Origin of the sequence: Hymenobacter swuensis DY53, from assembly GCF_000576555.1 — a bacterium.
GTDB classification, from domain to species: Bacteria; Bacteroidota; Bacteroidia; order Cytophagales; family Hymenobacteraceae; genus Hymenobacter; species Hymenobacter swuensis.
Genome location: NZ_CP007145.1, coordinates 2,666,841 through 2,689,886 on the forward strand (window position 1 = coordinate 2,666,841; position 23,046 = coordinate 2,689,886).

23 protein-coding genes are annotated in these 23,046 nt (G+C 58.5%); 11 read left to right on the forward strand and 12 right to left on the reverse strand.

From position 1 onward, the window contains the following. Positions 1 to 238: 238 nt before the first annotated feature. The 3 genes from HSW_RS12825 to ispG all read right to left on the reverse strand — a co-directional run bounded on the left by HSW_RS12825 (position 239) and on the right by ispG (position 3,191). Positions 239 to 754, reverse strand: coding sequence for a hypothetical protein (locus tag HSW_RS12825; protein WP_044002256.1), 516 nt, complete (start codon positions 752 to 754; stop codon positions 239 to 241). Between the two features lie 21 nt (positions 755 to 775). Further along, positions 776 to 1,075, reverse strand: a complete 300-nt coding sequence (locus HSW_RS12830) for a hypothetical protein (protein WP_044002257.1) — start codon at positions 1,073 to 1,075, stop codon at positions 776 to 778. 76 nt (positions 1,076 to 1,151) lie between these two features. After that, positions 1,152 to 3,191 (reverse strand): (E)-4-hydroxy-3-methylbut-2-enyl-diphosphate synthase, encoded by a 2,040-nt coding sequence (gene ispG, locus HSW_RS12835; protein ID WP_044004668.1) that lies wholly within the window; start codon positions 3,189 to 3,191, stop codon positions 1,152 to 1,154. A gap of 142 nt (positions 3,192 to 3,333) precedes the next feature. On the opposite strand from ispG, the gene HSW_RS12840 reads away from it, so the two are divergent. Continuing rightward, positions 3,334 to 3,825 carry a TlpA disulfide reductase family protein gene (locus tag HSW_RS12840; protein ID WP_044002258.1) on the forward strand — a complete coding sequence of 164 codons (492 nt, stop codon included), beginning with the start codon at positions 3,334 to 3,336 and terminating at the stop codon, positions 3,823 to 3,825. A 28-nt stretch (positions 3,826 to 3,853) separates the two neighbouring features. Continuing rightward, positions 3,854 to 4,480, forward strand: a complete 627-nt coding sequence (locus tag HSW_RS12845) for a thioredoxin family protein (protein WP_044002259.1) — start codon at positions 3,854 to 3,856, stop codon at positions 4,478 to 4,480. 65 nt (positions 4,481 to 4,545) lie between these two features. Here the strand turns inward: HSW_RS12845 and HSW_RS12850 are convergent, their stop codons facing one another. Together HSW_RS12850 and HSW_RS12855 are read right to left on the reverse strand one after the other, a co-directional pair. Continuing rightward, entirely contained in the window at positions 4,546 to 5,205 is a 660-nt protein-coding gene (locus tag HSW_RS12850) for an NAD(P)H-binding protein (RefSeq protein ID WP_044002260.1), read from the reverse strand. Positions 5,206 to 5,365: 160 nt separating this feature from the next. Next, positions 5,366 to 6,343: an NAD(P)H-quinone oxidoreductase gene (locus tag HSW_RS12855; RefSeq protein WP_044002261.1), complete on the reverse strand. Its 978-nt coding sequence runs from the start codon at positions 6,341 to 6,343 to the stop codon at positions 5,366 to 5,368. A 130-nt stretch (positions 6,344 to 6,473) separates the two neighbouring features. Here HSW_RS12855 and HSW_RS12860 point away from each other — a divergent pair, with 130 nt between their 5' ends. The 5 genes from HSW_RS12860 to HSW_RS12880 all read left to right on the forward strand — a co-directional run bounded on the left by HSW_RS12860 (position 6,474) and on the right by HSW_RS12880 (position 9,203). Then, positions 6,474 to 6,977: a hypothetical protein gene (locus HSW_RS12860; RefSeq protein WP_155832962.1), complete on the forward strand. Its 504-nt coding sequence runs from the start codon at positions 6,474 to 6,476 to the stop codon at positions 6,975 to 6,977. Positions 6,978 to 7,087: 110 nt separating this feature from the next. After that, positions 7,088 to 7,453 carry a hypothetical protein gene (locus HSW_RS12865; protein ID WP_155832963.1) on the forward strand — a complete coding sequence of 122 codons (366 nt, stop codon included), beginning with the start codon at positions 7,088 to 7,090 and terminating at the stop codon, positions 7,451 to 7,453. 173 nt (positions 7,454 to 7,626) lie between these two features. Further along, positions 7,627 to 8,190, forward strand: a complete 564-nt coding sequence (locus HSW_RS12870; protein WP_044002264.1) for a hypothetical protein — start codon at positions 7,627 to 7,629, stop codon at positions 8,188 to 8,190. Between the two features lie 93 nt (positions 8,191 to 8,283). Beyond that, the gene (locus HSW_RS12875; protein WP_044002265.1) at positions 8,284 to 8,703 is read left to right on the forward strand and encodes a hypothetical protein; all 420 of its coding nucleotides are present in this window, start codon (positions 8,284 to 8,286) and stop codon (positions 8,701 to 8,703) included. Between the two features lie 167 nt (positions 8,704 to 8,870). After that, positions 8,871 to 9,203, forward strand: a complete 333-nt coding sequence (locus HSW_RS12880) for a hypothetical protein (RefSeq protein ID WP_044002266.1) — start codon at positions 8,871 to 8,873, stop codon at positions 9,201 to 9,203. Between the two features lie 140 nt (positions 9,204 to 9,343). Here the strand turns inward: HSW_RS12880 and HSW_RS12885 are convergent, their stop codons facing one another. The 3 genes from HSW_RS12885 to HSW_RS12895 all read right to left on the reverse strand — a co-directional run bounded on the left by HSW_RS12885 (position 9,344) and on the right by HSW_RS12895 (position 10,985). Continuing rightward, positions 9,344 to 9,712, reverse strand: a complete 369-nt coding sequence (locus HSW_RS12885; RefSeq protein ID WP_044002063.1) for a hypothetical protein — start codon at positions 9,710 to 9,712, stop codon at positions 9,344 to 9,346. Between the two features lie 33 nt (positions 9,713 to 9,745). Then, positions 9,746 to 10,168, reverse strand: coding sequence for a hypothetical protein (locus tag HSW_RS12890; RefSeq protein ID WP_044002267.1), 423 nt, complete (start codon positions 10,166 to 10,168; stop codon positions 9,746 to 9,748). Positions 10,169 to 10,310: 142 nt separating this feature from the next. Beyond that, positions 10,311 to 10,985, reverse strand: coding sequence for a carboxypeptidase-like regulatory domain-containing protein (locus HSW_RS12895; protein ID WP_081768380.1), 675 nt, complete (start codon positions 10,983 to 10,985; stop codon positions 10,311 to 10,313). A 1,141-nt stretch (positions 10,986 to 12,126) separates the two neighbouring features. Between HSW_RS12895 and HSW_RS12900 the strand changes: the two genes are divergently transcribed. Further along, positions 12,127 to 12,549, forward strand: coding sequence for a site-specific integrase (locus tag HSW_RS12900; protein ID WP_044002268.1), 423 nt, complete (start codon positions 12,127 to 12,129; stop codon positions 12,547 to 12,549). 344 nt (positions 12,550 to 12,893) lie between these two features. Here HSW_RS12900 and HSW_RS12905 read toward each other — a convergent pair whose 3' ends face one another. Next, positions 12,894 to 15,083 (reverse strand): glutamine synthetase III family protein, encoded by a 2,190-nt coding sequence (locus tag HSW_RS12905; RefSeq protein ID WP_044002269.1) that lies wholly within the window; start codon positions 15,081 to 15,083, stop codon positions 12,894 to 12,896. Between the two features lie 291 nt (positions 15,084 to 15,374). Between HSW_RS12905 and HSW_RS12910 the strand changes: the two genes are divergently transcribed. Then, complete coding sequence (locus HSW_RS12910) at positions 15,375 to 17,234, forward strand: LTA synthase family protein (RefSeq protein WP_044002270.1); 1,860 nt, start codon at positions 15,375 to 15,377, stop codon at positions 17,232 to 17,234. A gap of 235 nt (positions 17,235 to 17,469) precedes the next feature. Here HSW_RS12910 and HSW_RS24290 read toward each other — a convergent pair whose 3' ends face one another. Beyond that, a complete protein-coding gene (locus HSW_RS24290; RefSeq protein ID WP_155832964.1) occupies positions 17,470 to 17,742 on the reverse strand; it encodes a hypothetical protein in 273 nt (90 codons plus the stop codon). A gap of 546 nt (positions 17,743 to 18,288) precedes the next feature. Here HSW_RS24290 and HSW_RS12915 point away from each other — a divergent pair. Continuing rightward, complete coding sequence (locus HSW_RS12915) at positions 18,289 to 18,687, forward strand: hypothetical protein (RefSeq protein WP_044002271.1); 399 nt, start codon at positions 18,289 to 18,291, stop codon at positions 18,685 to 18,687. A 55-nt stretch (positions 18,688 to 18,742) separates the two neighbouring features. Beyond that, positions 18,743 to 20,089, forward strand: a complete 1,347-nt coding sequence (gene mtaB, locus HSW_RS12920; RefSeq protein WP_044002272.1) for a tRNA (N(6)-L-threonylcarbamoyladenosine(37)-C(2))-methylthiotransferase MtaB — start codon at positions 18,743 to 18,745, stop codon at positions 20,087 to 20,089. 104 nt (positions 20,090 to 20,193) lie between these two features. Here the strand turns inward: mtaB and HSW_RS22870 are convergent, their stop codons facing one another. Continuing rightward, positions 20,194 to 20,847: a hypothetical protein gene (locus HSW_RS22870; RefSeq protein ID WP_052346409.1), complete on the reverse strand. Its 654-nt coding sequence runs from the start codon at positions 20,845 to 20,847 to the stop codon at positions 20,194 to 20,196. A gap of 917 nt (positions 20,848 to 21,764) precedes the next feature. Then, entirely contained in the window at positions 21,765 to 23,006 is a 1,242-nt protein-coding gene (locus HSW_RS12930; protein ID WP_044002273.1) for an ABC transporter permease, read from the reverse strand. Positions 23,007 to 23,046: the final 40 nt, after the last annotated feature.

Consider the following 23,046-nt stretch of genomic DNA (forward strand, 5'->3'; position numbering starts at 1 on the left):
ATTCTCGCCACTTCCCTGGCAGGAAGCGTCGCTGCATAAAAACCCGCTGGCAGTTCTGCCCGCCCAGGTTATACCGCAGACTGGCATTCTTTTTTGCAGTTTAGCTGCCTATAGGGCCTTGGAAGCAGTTCAGCAATTATTCAACCTGTTCCTTTTTCCCCCACCGAGCCAGTCGTGCCAGTTAAAATCACGCGTAGTTTCACGGGTGTAAGCAGACGAATAAGCGGCGCAGGTGTTTTTAAGCCTCGTCGGGGTTCCAATAGCCGGTAAACTCCGCGCCCATGTACGCGGCTGCTTCATAAGCATCCACCGGATAATCATCCACAAACTGGGTGTTCCAGAAAAGCTGCCCCAGGGAGCAATTGAGCTTGATAAAGAACTTGCGCGGGTCTTCGGCTTCCTCCTCCCAGAAATAATCGTGAAACAGGTAGCCTACCTGCGAATCCCGGATATCCAGCGCCACCGGGTCGCCGGTTGAGCCGCTGCCTACCAACAGCAAATCAGCCTGCAGGGCCCGCTGAAAATCGTCCTCCCACTCCATTTTCTTCTTCAGGCCATTCACCTGATCGAAATGCACCTCCCCGATTGCCAGATCGGTATCGAAAGAAAACTCCGCCAACAGCTGCTGTACCTCCACCGGAATGCCCCACTGCTTCATTAACTCAGCATTTTCGAGGCGCAGGGGCTCGCGATGCTTCTGGACGTTGATACCAGCCGCCTCCAGTGCCGCCTGCATTTTTTGTATATCCGTCATCATCAATGTGGGATTCGTAGTTCAATCACCCTGTGCCAGCAAGCCACAATGCGCCTGCGCTGCCAACTGGATAAGTGTCGCAAATACCGTACGCGTGCCTGAGTGCACGGCAGTTGCGGGCAACTGGTGCAGCTGCTGTTGTTTGCGGATAATCAACTCATTGCCCCAACGAAATTCACTGTAGTAATCAAGCCACGATTCGATAATTCCGGCTGCTTGCAATTCGATAAACGCCTCGTATTCAATACCGCCAATACGCTCCAGCGTTAAGCCCTTACTCGAAATATTCTGGCTGTCGGGAATCAGATAAAAATCCAGCATAGTTACTCTTGGTTACAAGCCAAAAACGGGATTGAACCATACAGCCCAATCCCGTTTCCAATTTATTTAGACTCGCCTACCCTACCACCGGCTCTTCCAGCAACTCCTTTTCCAGCCAGCGGCCGTCTTCGCGCATGAGCTCAATCAACTCGTCCACGGCGCGTTCTTCGGGTACAGATTTCTTGATGACTTCCTGGCCGCGGTAGAGGGCAATTTTGCCTTTACCGACGCCCACGTAGCCGTAGTCGGCGTCGGCCATTTCGCCGGGACCATTCACGATGCAGCCCATGATGCCGATTTTCACGCCCTTGAGGTGGTCGGTGCGCTTGCGGATCATGGCGGTGGTTTCCTGCAAATCGAACAGGGTACGGCCGCAGCTGGGGCAACTGATGTACTCGGTTTTGGACATGCGGGTGCGGGCTGCCTGCAGGATGCCGAAGCTGAGCTGGTTGAGCTGGTCCAGCGTAGTCAGCCACTCCTCTTTCGGGCGCTCGGGCAGCAGCTCGGTACTCAGCACCACGCCGTCGCCGAGGCCGTCGAGGAGCAGGCCGCCCACGTCGGTGGCGGCGTAGAGCTGGGTTTGCTCGGGCGTGAGGGCCGGGTACTGGCGCTGAATGATGACGGGGTTGGGCACCGCGTTATTCAGCAGCTCGAAGAACGCCCGGCGGATTTCGGGCATGGCGTGGGCGTTGTCGGTGGCGAGGATGATAACGGCCGTGGCGTCGTCGCGCAACTGCTGCAGGGCGGCGGGCGTGAGCGAGTCGAGGGTCTGGCGCACGAAATTCAGCTCCGGGTGGCGGGCACTGGCAGTAGCGTACTCGGCCTGGGTAAGCACCGGGTAATGGTCGGGGCGCTGGCCGGCGTCGAGCCAGGCGGTGTAGTCTACCACTTCCTTGAGGCCATTGGGCAGCATGAACGGCACCGGCCGTTGGCCCGAGTACAGGTAGTCGGCCCCCAGGTCGTTCATCTGAAACTTGTCGAGGAAGGCCGAATACAGATGGCCCACGGCGCGCAGATCGGCATATTCCACCGACGAGAGGCGGGAAATATCCACCAGCACCCGGGGCACGTTCTGCCCGCCCAGGTTCAGCACCTCCCGCGTGGTGCGGCGATGGTACTGGAAGGGGTCGATGGGAATGAGCGATTTGTCAGTTGTCAGTTGCTGGTTGTCAGTGTCGTACTCCCTGCTGACAACGGCCAACGGCTTAATCGGCCGTGCTTCCTGGGCCCGTTTAGTGTACCGGTCAATTAGGGCTTTGGCCACGGGGGCTTCAGCTTCGGGGGCTTCGGTGAGGGACACGCGCACGGTGTCGCCGAGGCCGTCTTCGAGCAGCGTGCCGATGCCCACGGCGCTCTTAATGCGGCCGTCTTCGGCCTCACCGGCTTCCGTCACGCCCAGGTGCAGCGGGTAGGGCTGCAGACCTTCGGCGTCGAGTTTCTGCACCAGCAGGCGGTAGGCCTGCACCATCACCTGGGTGTTGCTGGCCTTCATGCTCAGCACCACGTCGTAGTAGTTCTCCTCCTCGCAGAGGCGCAGAAACTCCAGCGCCGACTCCACCATGCCCAGTGGCGTGTCGCCATACCGACTCAGAATCCGGTCAGACAACGAACCGTGGTTGGTGCCGATGCGCATGGCGGTGCCGTATTGCTTGCAGATCTGGACCAGCGGGCGGAACCGCTCCCGGATGCGCTCCACCTCGGCGGCGTAGCTGCTGTCGGTGTACTCAATGACGTCGAATTTCTTCTTATCGGCGTAGTTGCCGGGGTTCACGCGCACTTTCTCCACAATGCGGGCGGCCAGCTCGGCGGCGTTGGGCGTGAAGTGAATGTCGGCAATGAGCGGCACGGTGCAGCCCCGCTTGCGCAGCTCTTTCTTGATTTCGAGCAGGTTTTGGGCCTCCTTCACGCTAGGGGCCGTGATGCGCACGTACTCGCAGCCGGCTTCTACCATGCGCAGCGTCTGCTCCACCGAGCCCAGCGTGTCCATGGTGTCCACGGTGGTCATGCTTTGCACTCGAATCGGGTTCAGGCCGCCCATCGGCAGGTCGCCGATGCTCACTTCCCGGGAGAGGCGGCGCTTGTATTCGGTGAGGCTGGGGCAATAGTTCTTGTTCATAAACCCGGTGGAGAGGCGTTTTTTCAGAGGAATAACAAAGGTACGCAAGGTTTGTACTTCACTCGATGAGCAGAACGACGGCGCATCCGGCAACTTCCGAAGGCCTTCCGCTGTCTTTCCTGCAAATCCCTTTCCCGTGAACATGAACCAATTGAAATTGATTGCCGCGGCGGTTTCGCTGCTGCTGTTTACCACGGCAGTCCAGGCCCAGCAGGTGCAGGTGATTAAGTTGCCGGAACTGCAGAAGCGCCTCTCCCGCCCCACCGACACCACCTACGTGGTGAACTTCTGGGCTACCTGGTGCGGACCCTGCGTGAAGGAACTACCCCATTTCGACAAGCTCACCACTACGTACAAGAACCAGAAAGTGAAAGTGCTGCTGGTGAGCATGGACTACGTTTCGCAACTAGACAAGAAGGTAAAGCCCTTTATAGTGAAAAACGCGCTGAAATCGGACGTAGTGCTGCTTAACGAAACCGACCCCAACACCTACCTTACCACCATTGACCCCAAGTGGACCGGCTCCCTGCCGTTCACGCTGCTGCTCAACAACGCCCGCCACAAACGGATAACCTTCGAGCAGGAATTCACCGCCGAGGAGTTGCAGAAGCAGTTGCAGGCGTTCATGCGGTAACTCGTTTTCACCCTCATTTTTCACTTCCATGAAAAAGCTATTTCCTTTCCTGGCCTCTCTGCTGGTGCTGGCCCTCAGCAGCTTCGTTATACTGCGTCCCGTGGCCGATGCGGGCTATCAGGTGGGCGACAAAGCCGCCGACTTCAAGCTGAAAAATGTGGATGGCAAGCTGGTGTCCCTGGCCGATAATAAGGCTGCCAAGGGATACATCGTGGTGTTTACCTGCAACACCTGCCCCTACGCCAAGGCCTACGAGCAGCGCATCATCAACCTGAACACCAAATACGCGCCGCAGGGTTACCCCGTAGTGGCCATCAACCCCAACGACCCGGCCACCGTACCCGGCGACTCGTTTGCCGAGATGCAGAAGCGGGCCAAAGAGAAGAAGTATGCCTTCCCGTATCTGCAGGATGAAACCCAGCAGGTAGCCCACCAGTTCGGCGCTACCCGCACGCCCCACCTCTACGTGCTCACCCGCCAAAGCACTGATTTCGTGGTGAGCTACATCGGGGCCATTGATGACAACTCGGAAGACGCTAAACTAGTGAAGACCAAATACCTGGAAAACGCCATGACCGAGCTGGTGGCCGGCAAGCCCGCTTCCGTCAGCTCTACCAAAGCCATCGGCTGCACCATTAAGTGGAAGAAGGCCTAGCTTATTGTTTCCGTTATTTCCATTCGTTTTCCATAAAAAAGGCTTTTTTATGGAAAACGAATGCGTCAGGCCGACTGTCCGGCCCGGCGAAATACACCTTCCAGCGTATCAATCCGGACCCCGGGAGTTTCGTCAACGGCTGCATTGACCATTGCCTGAGCGACGGTGCGGGCATGGATGGGCCGGTAAGCGTGCAGCAGCGGAATAGTGCCGGCAGCCGTGGCCAGCAGCAGCCCCAGCCGTTCGCCCAGGCGCGGAGCCGCGCGGTTACCGGCCAGAATACCGGGCTGCAAAATGCGGATGCGCCGGAACGGCAGGCGTTTTATGTCGCGCTCCAGCTCGCCCTTCATACGGCTGTAGAGCACCAGCGCGTCCGGATCAGCATTGGCCGCTGAAATGAGCACGTAGGTTGGCACCCCGTTTTCGGCGGCGGCCTGGGCAGCCTGAAACTGATAGGTGTAGTCTACTTTATACTGCGCCTTTTGTCCGCCGGCCTGGCGCAGAGTAGTGCCCAGGGAGGAAAACAGCACGTCGCCAGTGAGCAGGTGGTTCCAGCTGCGGGGCTGGTCGAAATCCACCACGTGCTCTTCCAGTTTGGGGTTCTGGTAGCCAGTTGGTCGCCGGGTAAATACTTTCAGGCGGCTAAACCGGTCATCAAGCAGCAACTGGCGCAACAGGTAGTCGCCCACCAAGCCGGTAGCCCCGATAAGAAGTGCTGAATACATAAGTTAAGGTGTGGTAGAGCAGAAAGAACAGGAGGCTGCCCGGCGGGCAGGCCCTTCGTACAACCACTAAAGACGTCTTTCGTTGGCCGCTGCTGTGCTTGAGGAAGAAAAAAACTGTCCTTTTTTGGGAATATTGCACTCCGACCACTTTCCCGCGAGGTCAGCCAGCTACTGTAAGCACGATTTTACCGATGTGGGTACTGCTTTCCAGCAACCGGTGGGCTTCGGCGGCCTGCGCCAGCGGCAGGGTAGCATGCAGTACCGGCCGCACGGCCCCGCTGGCCAGCAGCGGCCAGACGTGCCGCTCCACCTCTAGGGCCAGGGCCGCCTTAAAGTCAGCAGAGCGCGGCCGCAGGGTACTCCCGGTGATGGTAAGCCGACGCGCCATAACGTCCAACGCATTAAACTCAGCGGGGCCGCCACGCATGGCATTGATGAACACCAGCCGGCCATCTTCGCGCAGCAGGCGCAGGTTTTTGGGCGTATAGTCGCCGCCTACCATGTCCAGCACCACATCAACCCCGCCAGTGCCGGCCAGCACCGCTTCAAAGTCTGCTTCCTTATAATTGATGACGGTATCGGCTCCGAGCGCACGAACAGCGGCGGCCTTTTCCGGACTACCAACCGTGGCGGCCACCCGGCTGCCCAGGGCGTGGGCCAGCTGCACGGCCGTAACGCCAATACCACTGCTGCCGCCGTGTACCAGCAGGGTTTCGTCGGGCTGGAGCTGCCCCCGCTGAAATACGTTGTGCCACACGGTAAATACTGTCTCGGGCAGGCTGGCGGCTTCAGGCAGTGTCCAGCCGGCGGGTACGGGCAGGCAGTGCCGGGCATCCGCTACGGCGTATTCGGCGTAGCCGCCCTGGGCCAGCAGCGCACATACCGCGTCGCCGAGGTGCCAGCGCGTAACCTCCGCGCCGCACTGCACCACCGTACCGGCTATTTCCAGGCCCGGAATCAGGCCGGATACGTCGCCGCTGCCCCGGTATTTACCTTGGCGCAGCAGTACATCAGGGCGGTTTACGCCGGCCGCCGCCACCCGGATCAGGACCTCGTGGGCAGCTGGAACAGGTAGTGCAGCGGCGTGTGCTTCCAGCACTTCCGGCCCACCGGGCGTACGGATGATAATTGCGTTCATAGCGGCAAAAAAAGATGAAAGCTTAGTAACAACATGCGCAAGCAGCCCACGTAAACAGCGGGTACTTACTACGTACGAGCGGCTCGCCGGATTACCGCCAGCCACCGAAAGCGGGTAAGTTTCTGATTAGATGATGACACCGTTTCCGCGCCTGCCCGATTTCATACGCACAGCCAGCCAGTTTGCCGGCCTTAAGGCCTGGCAGACCGGCCGGCTGTTCCGCAAGGTGGCCGGCACTGCTCTCGATTCGGTGCAGGAGGTACTCCGGGCCGAAGTAGAAAAAGGCAACGTGCGACAGGTACGGGAGTTTCTGCTGGGAAAAGCCCTGCCGGCCGCCCGGGCACTACTGCTGGAGCGGATGGCAACCCGGCTGTTGCTGCGCATTGGCTTGCGCGGGGCGTTGGCATCCAGCGTGGTCGGCTGGGTGCTGCCGGTGGTAGTGGAACAGCTGCTGAAAGTGGCCCGGAAGTCGGGACTGTTCGACAAGCTTCGGTCAACCGCCACGGTGCAGGATACGCTCACGCGCCTGGAAGAGCTGAAGCAGGCCACCTGGAAACGTCTCGTTCCTGACCACGGTACCGGCGCCGAAATACTGCCCGACGATACCACGCTTCCCCATCAGCTTTCGGCTTAAATCGGCCTTAAACCCGGTTTAAACGCAAAAAATTCCCACTCCAAATTTTATTCATTTTGAAGCTCTACCATGCAATCCGGCCGCCGAAAGAGGGCCGTAAGTGGGCGCACATGAAACAAAACCCTGCCCCATTGCCGGGTGGAAAGACAGCCTTTCCGCCGGCCCGGACAGCCCTACGCGACTTATACCGAGCTGCCCGTCACCTGCCTTCCACCGACCCATATGCTCCCGCTCGCTTGGCCCGTATTGTCGACCAGGCAGAGTACTTTCTACAGGAATGGCCTTTAGCCGAGTGGCCTGAGGCCCTGCACTCCGGCCAGCCGTTGCCAGACCGCCACGTATTGCTGAGCTGGCTGCTTACTGCCCGGCGTGAAATTATCCAGGCCGGCGTTACTGCCCCCGGTACCATGTGGCCCTACGCCCGCTGGCATCAGATTACCACAACGCTGCTCGCGGCCCTGGTGCCGTTCGCCTAGGTTTTCTCACCCACGCTGCCTGCGTACACGCGGCTTCTTACCGGAACATACAACGCCCCGGCCAGGAGCCGGGGCGTTGTATGTTCCGGTAGAGTTTCGGTTATTCGGGTTCCTGCGCCACTGAACAGCCCGCCTGTTTTCCTGCTTTTCCATCATCAACATTCCCCTCCCGCATGACCGGTTATCGTCCTGATGCCCGTACGCTGGCCATGCTGCGCCGGGAGGCCGAGGAGGCGCGGATGGCCCAAATGGCGCATAACGCCCGCTGGGTAAACCGGGCGGCCGTGGTATTCTGTGTGGTGCTGGCCTTGGACTGGGCCTTGCCCCTGCAGCAGTTTTCCAATGAGCCTATTTTGGAGCGGCGGCCGGTTTCTATTGGGGCCACGCTTTCCAACCCCCAGATGGCTTACCGCATCCTTACGCCCCACACCAGCTTTCGGCTGCACACACGCCAGGCCTTTCGGGTGCAGGATGCCCGCACTCTAACGGTATGGCGCACGCCGCTGCTGCGTGTGGTACGGCTTGTGAAGGCCCCGGCTGTAGCCGCCGGCCGGGAGCCTTTTGCGCCCTACGGGGGCGGCGTCTATAACTCGGCCGTGGCGGCGTTTCCCATTATGCTGCTGCTGGTGGCCAGTTTGGGCCTGCTGTTACCCTTTTCGGCCGAAACCCGCCTGAATACGTCCGTGGTCAGCGGCTTGCTGTGGCTGGTTACGTTGGCTGTGATGCTGCTCTTTTAGGAGATGACAGGGGTTGGCCGTAGCCAGCCTCCTGACTCTGCCGGAGCTACCTTTGCGGTAGCATTTTCTTCCTACGCCTTTCCGCTTCCCCCGATGCCTACTAACCTGACTAACGGCTTTGGCAAGGTCTACCTAACCATTGCCTACGACCCGGCCAACAAGTGGGTGTACAACAACTGGGTCGGCTACCAGACCTACACCGGCATTATTGCCGGGGCCGATGCCTGCCTGCCCACGCTGCAGGAACACGCCTGCGCCTACTTGCTCAACGACAACCGCCAGGTGCTCGGCCCCTGGGACCACGCCGTGGAGTGGATTGTCACCAACTGGGCCCCGCGCGCCATTGCCAGCGGCCTGACCCACTTCGCCCACATCGTCAGCTCCGAGTCGCTGGCGGCCCAGTCGGCCACGTCCATGCTGCTGGGCTTCGAGGGCCAGCTTACCATGCACATGTTCGATAATATCGAGGACGCGCGTGCCTGGTTGCTGGCGGCACAGCAGTCAAACAAGTAGCTCCCATTTTCATCCTCCCCGCGAGTTGCTGCGCTGGCCCGTGGCAGAGGATGCGGGCAGCAATCAAACTACTTATTACCTAATTCTAGGACTTACCGCAGCTACCGTATGGCGTAATTATTGCGCCTGCCTGCTGCACTAGTATTCCTTCCTCTACTCCCTCTTCTATGTTCAGCCGTCTACTACTACTGTTGCTGCTCACGTCGGCAGCTACCCCGGCCGTCCTGGCCCAATCCCCCAGCGCAACGCTCGCTGCGGCTGCTCCCGCGCAGTATGGCGTGGCCTACGTCACTTTCCTGGGAGGCGCTGGGTGTAAGCTGACCCTACAGGATGGCGTGACGCCTAACCCCAAGCTTAAACGCTATGAGGAGAACGGCCGTGACAAAGAGTTTGCCGATGAGGCGGCCGTGCTCAACTTCCTAGCCGCCCAGGGCTGGGAAGTGATGCCCTACAGCAATGAGGAACGCAACCGCTACTTTCTCAAGCGCCGGGCCCGGTAACTGAACCTCGTGTTCTATCTGGTTGTAGTGTGGCCTGCGTAGCGGGTTTCGTGCTGCACCACACGCAGAACGGGCCCGCCGGCAGCTGGTAACAGCTGGTCGGCGGGCCCGTTCTGCGGCTACTACACGCGTGGGGCGCCCTAGTTGAGAACGGCAGCCTGGCTTTTTACAATCTGACGCGCCATGGCCAGGTTCGTATCAGCCGAGTTCACGGCCAGGTAGATGAACTTGCCCCCGTCGGCCGAGAGCTTGAGCAGGTGCAGCTGGTCGGTCAGGGTCAGCAGGATGTCCTGGATGGTCTGGTTCAGCTTCAGGGCCTGAATGGCTTTTAACTTCTGCTTTACTACCTCCGTGTTGTAAGCGGCAGCCGTTTCGGCATCAAACGAAGCCAGGTTCGAATGGTGCGCCAGGGGCATACCCGTTTCCGTTTCCACCACGGCTACGGCTACCAGCGAGGGCAGTTCTTTCAGGATGTTTTGAATTACTTGGTTGGGGGTCAACGTGGACATGAACGCGAAAAAAGAAAGTGTAAAAAAGAAACGTTAAAAGGCGTGCCGACGCAGAATGTCCCGCACCAGCGACATATTCGTATCGGCCAACCGGACGACCAGGTAGACGATCTGCCGGCCCTGGCCCACGGGGCGCAGGCAATGCAGCTGCTCATCGAGCACCACTACCAGATCGGTTACCTGCTGGCCCTGCAGCCACGGGGCGGCGAGCATCCGCTGCAGCCCCCGAAACAAGTCGGTACTGCGCCCTGTAAGCTTGTAGGGGTCGAATTTGGGCGTCGCCGTGTAAGCGGCTACCATTTTGCTGGAGGCGGTGTCCACCACCGCGACGGCCACTAATTCGGGCAGTTCCCGCAGCAGGTGCTGAATGAGCGTTTCCGCACTGGAGCGCGTAGCGCCCACGGCATCTCCCGTGATTTTTTTCACCACCAACTGGTTTAGAAAAGGGATGCGCATGCAACTGCTTGAGTTAGCGGTGAGAGTAAGCGTTGAACAAGGATGGCATGCCCGGCGCGCAGGGGCCGGGCTCACAGCGCGCCGCCGGTTCCGGTCGGCTTCCCACAAACTACCGGAGCTGGCGGCGCGCTGGGTTAGCGGGTTAAAAAAACAGCCAGCGCTTTTTAGCCGTGGCAGCCTTTCCGGTGCGGGGCAGCAGCGTGACGTTGGCCGTGCCGCCCTTAGAGCGAATCACTTCCTCTTCCTTGTAGCCCGCGTAAGCGTATTGCAGCGTGGCCGGCTGCCCGGCAGCCATGCGCAACGTATACTGGCCCTCAGCATCCGTGCTGACGCCCGTACGGGTGCCTTTCACCCACACAGTAGCGCCCACCAGGGGCTTGCCATTTTCATCCAGAATGCGGCCCGCTACCGTGGAAACGCGCAACGCGCTGGCCTCGGCGGCCGACTCGGCCAACTCGCTCGTAACCGGCACGGCTTCCGTGGGCGTGTTGGGCAGGTTGGCTCCGGCGAAGACGGCCCCGCTTACCAGGGCGCTGCCCACGATAAGGGAAGCCGCCCGGCGGCGAAACCGCTCCGGCTCGGTGCGCATCAGCTCGAACTGCCGCTGCACCCAGCCCACGGGCTTTACCTGGTGGCCTTTTTGTTTGAGTTCGTAAAAGCGGCTGAGCGTTTCATCAGCCACTTGTTTATCTGCTTTAAGGAACGCGTCAACGAGTTCCGTATTCTGGCTGGATAGGTCACCGCGTAGATACGCGTCCCTATAGGCCGGCAGCAAATCTCCCGTTACCGGGTGAAATGGAGTCGCGCTTAGTTTCATTTTGAGATGGTAGAGGTGTGGTATGTCGGAGAAGCCGTAAGGACTTTAATAAGTCATAATCGGGCACAAAGTTGCTTCCTATGCGCCGCAGTGGCCTTTGTACGTCTGCACAATTTCGTTGGTTCTGCATTTTTACCAGTTAAAACGTAGGATATACAAGACAAACAGCTATTCCTATTTTGGGAAAAGCCCTTATTTTAAATACCTTATATATTATACTTGCCAGTTTTTCCCTGGTGTAAGCTAAACCGTAGGCAGCTCCCTCTTCTTTCCCAGGGGCGTGCTCCTACTACCCGACCCAAAAACTACAAGGAAAATGGCCATGACAAGCTGTTTGCCGACGAAGCGGCCGTTCGATAACTTTCTGGCAGCATAAAGCTGGGAGACAGTCTCCTATGGGGATGAAAACAGCCGTTACTACTTTCTCAAGCGCCAAGCCTGGTAACTGAACCCGGTGTTCTACCGGTTGTGGTATGGCCTGCGTAGCTTCGTGTTACGCAGGTCACTGCTGTTTTCTACTCTATCACTCCACCCTCCTATTTGCCATGGAAGTAACGGGCCAGTTACGCCTTGAGAAGCTCTCTAAGAAGAAAGGCACTGCCCCCACCCAGCTCACTTTCTGCTGAGATAACCGCCGCCTGCGTCTGAGCACCGGTGAGTACTACCGCCCGGCCGACAGAAACGCCAGAACCGGCCGGGTGAAGGACAAACCCGGCTCCTACGCCGAGCCCATCAACGGCGTGCTGGGCCGCTGGACGCTCGTGGCGCAGGAGGCCCACCAAGAAGCTCGGCGCAACGGGGAGCAGAGAGCCGCGTGAACTTGGCTACCGGCCGCTGAACAAGACCTATCTGCGGCGCCTGCACCAGGACCTGACCGAGTTTAGTACCCGCTCACATTTCGCAGCATGAACCAGGAGTTCTACGACACCTTCCAGTACTATCAGCTCTCCGTGCTGGGCAATGAGGTCAACACGTTCAGCGGCTACATCAAGAATTTCCTCTACTGGTGCGATAAACGGCAACTGCCTGTAAACCAGCAGTTTCACGACTGGGTGGCCAAGAAATCCTACATTGGGGCTGACTTCCTCACGGCCCCGGAGCTGCAACGCTGGGCCAGTGTGGACCTGACCACGCCCCAGGTGTGGGAGCGGCTGCTGGGTACTTCCCCCACTTCCAGCGCATCCAAGGCCGCCGCAACCTCACCATCGAGGACCATCTGCAGCGCATCGTGCACGCCCGCGACAAGTCCCTGTTCTGCGCCTATACCGGCCTGCACATCTCCGACGCCGATAAGCTGGCACCGGAGCACATTCACGGCGAGCTGATCCGTATCGAAGCCGGCAAGACGGGCATCGTGTGCCTGCTTCCGTTTATTGACGACGATGTGCTCAAACCCGTGCAGCTGGTGGCCAAGTACGCCGGCCGGGGCCTACCCACCTACCTGCCGGCAGCGCACGAACTGGACGCGTACCTGCCACACGTCGCGCACTTTGCTGGCATCACCCTTCTGCGCGTTGCCTCACGCATTGGCCGCAAGACCTTCATGAGCACCCGCATATACTAGGGTGTACCCCGCACCCAGATGATGGTGACCACCGACTACCAGATGGAGAAGAGCTTCATCCGCTACCTCGGCACCGACGAGCAGGAACTACTCGACAGCTACCGCCGCACGGCCCGCAAATCCTCGTAAAACTGGGGGCGGATTGGGGGCGGGTCGCTGCATCATGCTGCTTACCGTTGCCTACTGACAAAAAGCAAAACGCCCTGCATGCTGCCAGCAGAGCGTTTTTAGTAGGCAGCGAAATGCAGGCACAAAAAAAGCCGTCCCCACCCGGAAACGGCTTTTCTGAAATCGTGGCGCGGAGAAAATTCCCACCCAACTCCGGCCCGATTCTGACTCTGGACTTAGTGCCGGAACAACAGTTCGCGGTACTTTACCAGGGGCCAGTCCTCATCGGCTACCATCAGCTCCAGCTTATCAGCCGAGCGGCGGATGGCGTCGAAATGCGCTTTCACGGTGTCGCAGTACGCAATGGCGCGCTCCCGTGTATCCTCAATCTTGTTGGCCACTTTACGGGCGTTGATCATCTCATCCACCTGCGTTTTGATGGTGGTGATGTGCCGCGAAATAGCTTTGATAGTGTCCAGCGTAACGGTGGTATTCTCGTCGTCGAGGCCCAGTTCCCGCAGGCCGCGCACGTTGGTTACGAGCTTGGTCTGGTAGGCAACCGCCGTGGGGATGATGTGGTTTACGGCCAGGTCACCCATTACGCGGCTTTCGATCTGGATTTTCTTCATGTAGTCCTCCAGCAGAATCTCGTGGCGGGCGTGCAGCTCCACGTGCGAGAAGATGTTGTGGCGCTGGAACAGGGAAGCCGCTTCGTCCGTCACCATGGCATCCAGCGACTGGGGCGTGGTGGGGATGTTGCTCAGGCCCCGGGTAGCGGCCTCATCCTTCCACTCGTCGGAGTAGCCGTTGCCCTCGAAGCGGATGGCTTTCGAGCTGATAACGTACTCGCGCAGCACTTCCACAATGGCTACTTCCTTCTTCTTGCCTTCGCCGATGAGTTTATCAACGGAGGTTTTGAAGTCGATGAGTTGCTCGGCCACAATGGCGTTGAGCGTGGTCATGGCCGAGGAGCAGTTGGCTGAGGAGCCTACCGCGCGGAACTCGAACTTGTTGCCGGTGAAGGCGAAAGGCGAGGTACGGTTACGGTCGGTGTTATCGAGTAGGATGGCCGGAATCTTGTCGATGCCGAGCTTCAGGTAGATGTTGTCACCTTTATCCAGGGGCACTTTGGCGGTGCGCTCCAACTCATCCAGTACCGAGTCGAGCATCGAGCCCACGAATACCGACATGATGGCCGGCGGGGCTTCGTTGGCGCCCAAACGGTGGTCGTTGCTGGCCGAGGCGATGCTGGAACGCAGCAAATCGGCGTAGCGGTGAACAGCTTTGATGGTGGTGATGAAGAACGCCAGGAACTGCAGGTTCTCTTTCGGACGACGACCGGGAGCCAGCAGGTTCACGCCGGTATCGGTGCTCATGGCCCAGTTGTTATGCTTGCCCGAGCCGTTAACGCCCGCGAAAGGCTTCTCGTGCAGCAGCACCTTGAAGTTGTGCTTGTCGGCCACGCGCTCCATGATGTCCATGAGCAGCTGGTTGTGGTCGACAGCCAGGTTAGCGTCCTCGAAGGTGGGGGCGCACTCGAACTGGTGCGGAGCCACCTCGTTGTGGCGGGTGCGCAGCGGGATGCCGAGCTTGTTAGCTTCCTCCTCGTACTCCAGCATGTAGGCGTGCACACGGGCCGGAATCGAGCCGAAGTAGTGGTCTTCGAGCTGCTGGCCTTTGGCCGGCGCGTGGCCGAACAGGGTACGGCCGGTCATCACCAGGTCGGGGCGGGCGCTGTACAGGGCCTTATCTACCAAGAAGTACTCCTGCTCGATGCCCAGCGTGGTGTGCACACGCTGCACGTCTTTGTCGAAGTACTGGCACACATCCACGGCGGCCTTTTCCAGAGTAGCCAGCGACTTCAGCAGCGGGGCTTTGTAGTCGAGGGCTTCGCCGGTGTAGGCAACGAAGATGGTGGGAATGCACAGGGTTTTGGCCCCGGCGGTTTCAATGATGAAAGCGGGCGACGTGGGGTCCCAGGCCGTGTAGCCGCGGGCCTCGAAGGTGTTGCGGATGCCGCCGTTGGGGAACGACGAAGCATCGGGCTCCTGCTGCACCAGCGCCGAGCCTTTGAAGTTCTCGATTGGCCGACCGTCGGAGTTCAGGTCGAAGAACGAGTCGTGCTTTTCGGCGGTAGCACCGGTCAGAGGCTGGAACCAGTGCGTGTAGTGGGTGGCGCCTTTGGCCATAGCCCAGGTTTTCATGGCCGAAGCCACGGCGTCGGCCACGCTGCGCTCTACCGGCGAGCCTTGCTTAATGGCTGCTTGTAGCTTCTTGAAGTATTCGCCAGGCATAGTAGCCCGCATGGCATCGAGGTTGAACACGTTCTTGCCGAACGTTTCGGAGCGACGCTCACCAGAGATGGTGACGGCCAGCGGCTGGCGCTGATCCACAAGTTCGAGGGCTTTGAAGCGAAGAATGGCCATGCTAGAAGGTAGGCGTGAGAAAATAATTCGGGGTTAGTATGTCAAAGGTAGAGGCAAGTTGCCGGGTTTTGCAATAGCCCCATAATTTTTTCACCTATTTTTTCGATAAACAACCTTTTTTCACCCGTCACCCCCCTATAAAACTACAGACTTTCTAAAAAAGCACACTATTTCTTAACACAACCTACCTTCATACTTACAGAGCCGGCAGTAGTAAGTGCTTCCCCACTCGGGCAAGGTTCCTTACCTGGGCGCTACCGTTGGTATGGGCCTGTCTTCTACCTTTGCGGAGTGAAAAACCGCTTTGCGTTCCAGCCCCGTTACTTTCTGTTCTGGCTGGTGTACTTCGTGGCGGCTAAGGCTGTCTTTCTACTCTACCACTGGGCGCGCACGGCGGCGCTGCCGACGGGCACCGTTCCCCGCCTTTTCGGCTACGGCCTGCGCCTGGATGCCTCGGCGGCAGCGTACCTGTGCGTACTACCGTTTGCGCTGTTCACGCTGGGCAGCCTGCTGGGGACGCGGTTTCCGTTGGAGCGGCTGCTGCGGGGCTTCACGGCCGTGGCGGGCGTGGTGCTAGCCGCCCTTACCACGGCCGATCTGGAACTGTACCGGGCCTGGGGTTTCCGGCTCGACGCCACGCCGCTGCAATACCTGAGCACGCCGCAGGAAGCGGCAGCTTCGGCGGGCAGCGCACCGGTGGCATTGCTGCTGGGGCTATTTGCGGGACTGCTGGTCCTGGGCTGGTACCTATATAAAGGAGTCGTGGGCCGTCTGCCAGCATTGCCGGCGGGCTTCGGGCGGGGCCGGGCGGCGCTGGCGGGGCTGCTGTACCTGGTGCTGCTGGTGGTGCCCCTGCGCGGCGGCCTGCAGCAGATTCCGGTAAACCAGAGCGACGTGTACTTCTCCGGCGTGCCCTTCGCCAACCACGCGGCCGTAAACGTGCCCTGGAATGTGGTCAACTCGATTTTCCTGCAGAACACCGGCCCAAGCGGCTACGCCTTCCTACCCGACTCCACCGCTACCCGCCTAACCGGGCAGCTGTATGCCCCCGCCAGCCCCGATACCACCCGGCTGCTGCGCCCCGGCCGGCCCAACGTGCTGTTCATCATTCTGGAAAGCTTCACCGGTAAGCTAGTGGGCCATTTGGGCGGCGACCAGGGCGTAACGCCTACCCTTGATAGCTTGGCCCGCACCGGGGTTTCGTTTCGCAACATCTACGCGGCCGGCGACCGGAGCCAGAAGGGATTAGTAGCCCTGCTTTCGGGTTACCCCAATCAGCCCGCTACCTCCATTATTAAGTACCCGCGCAAAACGGAGCGCCTGCCCCACCTGGCCCGGGTACTGCGCGGGCAGGGCTACAGTACGGCCTACTACCACGGTGGCGAGTTGGCCTTCGCTAACATGAAAAGCTACCTCGTGACGGCCGGCTACGAGCGGTTCACGGAGCGCGCCGACTTTGCCCGTCAGGACCAGAACTCTAAATGGGGTGCCCACGACCACCTGCTGTTTGCCCGCATGCTGCGCGAGCTGCCCCGGCAGCGGCCCCCGTTCTTCGTGACGGCCTTTACGCTCAGCTCCCACGAGCCCTTCGATGTGCCCATGCGCACCCGCTTCCCGGGCGCGGATGAGGCCAGTCGCTTCCGCAACTCGGTGTACTATACCGACCATGTGCTGGGCCGGTTTCTGGCCGAGGCCCGCCGGCAGCCCTGGTGGAACAATACGCTGGTAGTGCTGGTGGCCGACCACGGCCACCCCCAGCCCGGCGACTCGCCCAACCATGCCCCCGCCAAGTTCCGGGTGCCGCTGCTGCTCACCGGCGGGGCCCTCCGCCCGGCCGCCCGGGGCCGCCAGATCACCACCTTCGGCAGCCAGACCGACGTAGCCGCTACCCTCCTGCGCCAGTTGCAACTACCTGCCACTGGCTTCCGCTGGAGCCGCGACCTGCTGGCCCCCGCCCCGGCCGCCTGGCCCAGCGGGGCGGCCTTCTACTGCTTCACCGATGGCTTCGGCGTGGTGACGCCAGCCGGCACGGTGACCTACGATAACGTGGCCCGGCAGGTGATTGAGCGCGACTCCACCGTATCTGACCAGCAACTCCGTTTCGGGCAGGCGTATGAACAGACGTCTTTTGCTGATTTTCTGCGGAAGTAAGAAAGGGCTAGACCCAAGCTTGATTGCTAATACCCTGAACTTTGTTTGAGGTCGGCTTACCTCATAAAATCTCTACTTTTCACTGGCCTACCTCACGGGGAAGCCTACACTTATACACACTTGTTTAAAAGTTTGACTAACAAACTGCTACACCGTTCTCGAATCTGCTATAAAACTATCATCGAAAGTGCCTTGATTCTATTGACTTAACACATGACCAACAATTGCCTTAGAATCATCTGTTGATTGGAATTTGTTGAATAGCATTGTAATTCACTTTGTATACGTTTTTGTATAGGCTCTTTATTTCACTATGTCTAAGTTCTAAAATATTAAAATCATACATTGGAATATATACATACCCTGAATAATCATACAAACCTGTCCATTCATTTGGTTTTTTAATTATACAAAATATACCGCTTACTACCATGGCATATATATATGCTTTATTAATTCCCCCTATTTTAATTGATTTTTTATCTATTATATTTACTAAATAGTCCACGTCATCTAAATATTCTTTTGAAAAGGAAAAAGAAGAATATCCATACAGACTAAATGGATTAAACCCATTTTTTACTATGTTATTACAAATAAAACAAGAATCGAGGCTATTCTTTGAAAAACCTTCTAAAAAAAGTCTACCATAATTTTCTTTGCCGGAAACTATGCTATCATAATTAGCAATCCACGTATATTTATTTTCTTCGTTTTTGAACGTATATATAACATATTTTTTTTACTTAATGATTGAGCTCTGCAATGATTATTATGAGTTGCAATGACTAATAGTAGTAGAAAAATTATTATGATATTTTTCATGGGTTTATTAGATGAGTGGTGTAGGTGTGGGTGGTCTTTCATCTGTACGCTTCCCCGTGAGGTAGGCCATTGAAAAGCAGAGATTAGGTCATGAGCTTCCCTATCAGATAGGCCAGTCAAAGCTATACATTCCGCCGCCCGTCCTCCAAGTCCACTCTCGCGCATACCAGAAACCTGCAACTTCCGGCTCCGGCCGACTTCTTGCGGCAACAACCTCTTCTCCACTCCTATGAACGCCCCCCAACCCGAGCTACTTTTCGTGTACAACGCCGACGCGGGGCTGCTCAACGGCGTGCTCGATACGCTGCACAAAACCTTTGCGCCAGCCACCTACCCCTGCTCGCTGTGCGCCGTCACGTACGGGGCACGCACGATGTATCCAGAGTGGCGGGTGTTCCTAGAGCGGCTACCGGCCCGCACCCAGTTTCTACACCGCGACGAGCTGGCCCGGCAGTACCCGGCACTGCGCGCAACTTCCCTGCCGGTCGTGTTCCGGCGCGATGCGGCCATCGAGCCCTGGCAGGTGTTTCTGTCGGCCCTGGAGCTGCGGCCCCTGGACCTGGCGGGGCTGATGCAAGCCGTCGAAACCCGGCTGCGGGAAACCAACCAGCCGGCCAGCGGGTTGTAGGCCTCCGCTACTACCGGAAACCCGCAACTTCCGCCGTATCTTTGCCGCCTTGTTTATGGAAATGGAAACCAGAAAAGTCGCCTTTTACACGTTGGGCTGCAAGCTCAACTTCTCTGAAACCTCGGCCATCGGCCGGCAGTTTGAGGAACATGGCTTCGTGAAGGCTGCCTTCGAGGACGCGGCCGATATTTACGTCATCAACACCTGCTCCGTGACGGACCACGCCGACCGCAAGTGCCGGAAGGTGGTGAAAGAGGCCCTTAAGCACAACCCCGAGGCTTTCGTGGCCATTGTGGGCTGCTATGCCCAGCTCAAGCCCCAGGAAATTGCCGAAATCCCCGGCGTGCACGCTGTGTTGGGTGCCGCCGAGAAGTTCCAACTGGTAGAAACGCTGGCCGGCTTCCAGAAGCCCGCCACGGGCCAGCCTGGGCAGGTGTTCGCCTCGCCTATTTCTGAGGCCACCGAATTTCACGCGGCCCACAGCTACGGCGACCGGACGCGCACCTTCCTGAAGGTGCAGGACGGCTGCGACTACTCCTGCTCGTTTTGCACCATTCCGCTGGCGCGCGGAGCCAGCCGCTCGGGCTCGGTACAGAGCGTGGTGGAGCGCGTGCAGAAGCTGGCCGAAACCGGCGTGAAGGAAATTGTGCTGACGGGCGTGAACCTCGGCGACTTTGGTCTGCAGGGCCCTGAACGGGAGCGGAAGGAGAACTTCTTCGACTTGGTACGGGCCCTGGATGAGGTGGAAGGCATCGAGCGGTTCCGCATCAGCAGCTGCGAGCCGAATCTGCTGTCCGACGAAATTATCCGTTTCGTGGCGCAGTCGAAGCGGTTTATGCCCCACTTCCACATCCCGCTGCAGTCGGGCTCGAACAAGATTCTGGGCCTGATGCGCCGCCGCTACCGCCGCGAGCTGTACCAGGAGCGGGTGCGCCTGATCAAGGAGGTGATGCCCCACGCCTGCATCGGGGTGGACGTCATCGTGGGCTTTCCCGGCGAAACGGAGGCCGATTTCCTGGAAACCTACCAGTTCCTCAACGAGCTGGACGTAAGCTACCTGCACGTATTCCCGTACTCGGAGCGAGAAAACACGCTGGCGCCCACGCTGCCCGGCCGCGTGCAGGACCGCCACCGCCACGAGCGTACCACCCAGCTGCGCAGCCTCTCGGAAAAGAAGAAGCGCTATTTCTACGAGCAGCACACCGGCCTGGAAACTGCCGTACTCTTCGAGGATGACGTGACTAACGGACAGATGGAAGGCTTCACGCCCAATTACATTCGGGTGGTAGCCAAATACGACCCACTGCTGGTAGGCGAATTAAAGCGTCTGCGCCTCACCGCCGTGAATCCGCAGAACCTGATGGAAGCGGAAGAAATAGGCGTGGAAATATTTCAGCATTAACGCTGCTCCAACTACGCTATTACCCAAAAGAAAAAGAACCTAATACCAATTGGCATCAGGTTCTTTTTCTTTTGGGCAATATAAAATAAACTCGGTTTTCTGGGTTACAGCAACTTCCGCTGCATCAGGTCCATCATCTGCTGCATCAGGCGCTGCTGGTCCTGCAGGTGCTGGTTACGCAGTTCGGCCAGAGCCAGTTGGTGGGCCATCTGCTGGGTGTACAGGGCGGTCTGCCAAGCCCCCGCATCCGAAGCAGATGGGGCTACTACGGCTGATTCTGCAACGGGAGGCGATGCCACAACTGGCCCCGGCACAGGCGGGCCGGCGGCAACTACGGGTTCGGGTGTTGGAACAGCCATGGGCTCAGCCGGAGCGACAGGCACTAGAGCGGCAGCAGCTTCAACAGATACAACCTCCGCGGGTACGACCGGGGCAGCAGGAATTTCAGCGGCCATCGGCTGCGGCAATGCGGGTTGTTTTTCCTGCTTTGGAAGTTCTTCGGTGCCAGTCAGCATTGGACCAGTTCCCTGCAACAGCCAATCTTTAGAAACATTTGGATATACTTCAAATACCTTGCAAATAAGGTCAAATCCTGGCTTATTTCGTTCTTCTACCAAGTGCTGAATGACGGTTGCCGTCTTGTCCAGCGACATAGCAAAGGCATTTTTTGATACACCCAAATGGTTTATCAATTGCATAAACCGCTGACCGACTGAATTGTTTTCCATTTTATTCATATGTTTACCCATGGCAAACATATGAATAAAATACTTAACCACCCTTACTGCCGCTTTGCGCCCTGTATACTATACGCTGCCGCAGCGTGAAGAACTGGCTGTTCGTTGTTGCCTTGCGCTTGTTACTCCAGCATTGCTAGGTGCGGGCATCTTGGTAACGTTTACCGAAGGACCTCTGCTATGTGGGGCTGTGACCAGCAGGAGTTTTAGCTACCATATAGGTCATCGTGCAGCGCATGTGGCGCATCAAGCCCACTGGTTGCCGCGTGGTTCGGTGGCACTTCTGTCATTGTCGCCATTACTGCCGCGCACCACCTGCTAATCCGGTCGGCCTGATTCCGGCCTCGGGCCCCACGCGGTGCCAAAACTTCCGGCAGCCTCCCTCCTATCCATCTCACAGGTGGAGAATATTACCGCTTCATCTTGCGTGTGACTTGGCCACTTGGTTTGCTTCATCTGCCCTGGGCTGCTGCCACGTTTCGAAAGCCTGCACCAACGCCTCATTTGGTTCGGGCGGGCGTCCCCCCCGGCCAAACCGCAGGTACACATCCTGCTGAAGCAGCCGAAGCCGCTGCTCGGAGCTAGTAGTTTTGGGCAGTTGGTACAGCAGCGTACGAGCCAGTTCCGGATACAGTGGCGAATCCGGGAAGCGGGGCCCAGCCCAGCAGGGTTATGCTGAACCAGCAAAGGGTGCTGCGAATCGAAGTGCGTCCCGAACGCACGCCGGGCCGTATCCAGATTCGGAATCTGCGCGTGTAGCGGCTGCCGCCGCTGATACGCCAGGAGTTCCTGCCGGAGCTGGATTGCTTCGGCCCGGTCGCGCAGTCGGCGTGAAAACAGGTTCAGCAGCAGACGAACGATGGGGAACATAAAGGGTGAGGTAGCATCGGGCAGCCTCCTCCAGGCACCGACCCAGGAAGGGGTTCAACCGCCGTGGCCTACTCGAACCGCAACGACTCAATTGGGTCGAGGGCGGCGGCTTTGCTGGCCGGATAGTAGCCGGAAGCCAGACCCACCGTCACGCAAATTACCAGGCCCACCATCATCCAGAGCCACGGCACAATGAAGCCGCCGCTGCCTACCAGCAGCGATACGCCGTTGCCCATGCCCACGCCTAGCAGAATGCCCAGCGAGCCGCCCATCACGCAAATCACAATGGCCTCGATGAGAAACTGCTGGCGGATTTGCAGCGCCGTGGCACCCAGAGCCTTTCGAATTCCGATTTCCCGGGTGCGCTCCGTTACCGACACCATCATGATGTTCATGAGGGCAATACTGGCTCCGAGCAGCGTGATAAAACCCACCAGAAACCCACCCATCCGCAGGTTACCCGATAAGGAATCAAGCTTGCCAGCCAACGAATCGGAGCGTTCTACCTCAAAGCTGTCGGGCTGACCCAGGATATCGTGGCGCACGGCCCGCATGATGCCGCTGGCCTCACCGGTGAGGTAATTGAGTTGGTTGGCGTCGGTGGTGGCGGTTTTGATGTCGTAGGTCAGGGCGCGCTGCCGGGGCATTTGGTTGCCGGTTTCCAGCGGAATCAGAATCAGCCGGTCGGCTCCGCCGCCCCCACCCATACTGCTGCCACTTTTCTCCAGCTCTCCAATCACCAGAAAGCGACGGCCCAGCAGGTATACGTATTTGTCCAGCAGACTTTGGCTGGGAAAGAGCTTCTCTTTGATTTCGGAGCCGACGATGGCTACGTTGGTCCCGTTATCCAACTCGGTCTGGGAGAAAGAGCGGCCCGCTTTCAGGTTGTAGCTCTGAATCAGCAGGTAGTTCTCATCACCCGCTACCACCTGCATATTGGGGTTGGTTTTCTCGCCGTTGGCCTTCACCTCCACAGCCCCCGCAATGAAGGCCGATACTCCCACTTTGGCCTCGTCCCCGATCTGGTTCTTGTATTGGCGGGCCTGCAGATACGTGAGGGCCGGGTAGGTTTTGTCCTGCACGCCCCCGCGCCGCATCCGGTTGCTGTAGCCTTTGGCCTTGATTTCAAAGGAATTGGCACCCAGGCTGGCAAACGTGGAGTTGAGCGAGGCCTTGATGGCATCAATGGCCGTGAGGATGCCTACCAGCGACATAATACCGATGCTCACAATCAGAGCCGTCAGAATTGTGCGCAGCAGGTTGCTGTGAATGGAACGAAACGCCTCTTTGATGTTTTCCAGCAAGTGCATAACGGCGGCGACAAACTAAGGACGGACCAGAATGAAAGGA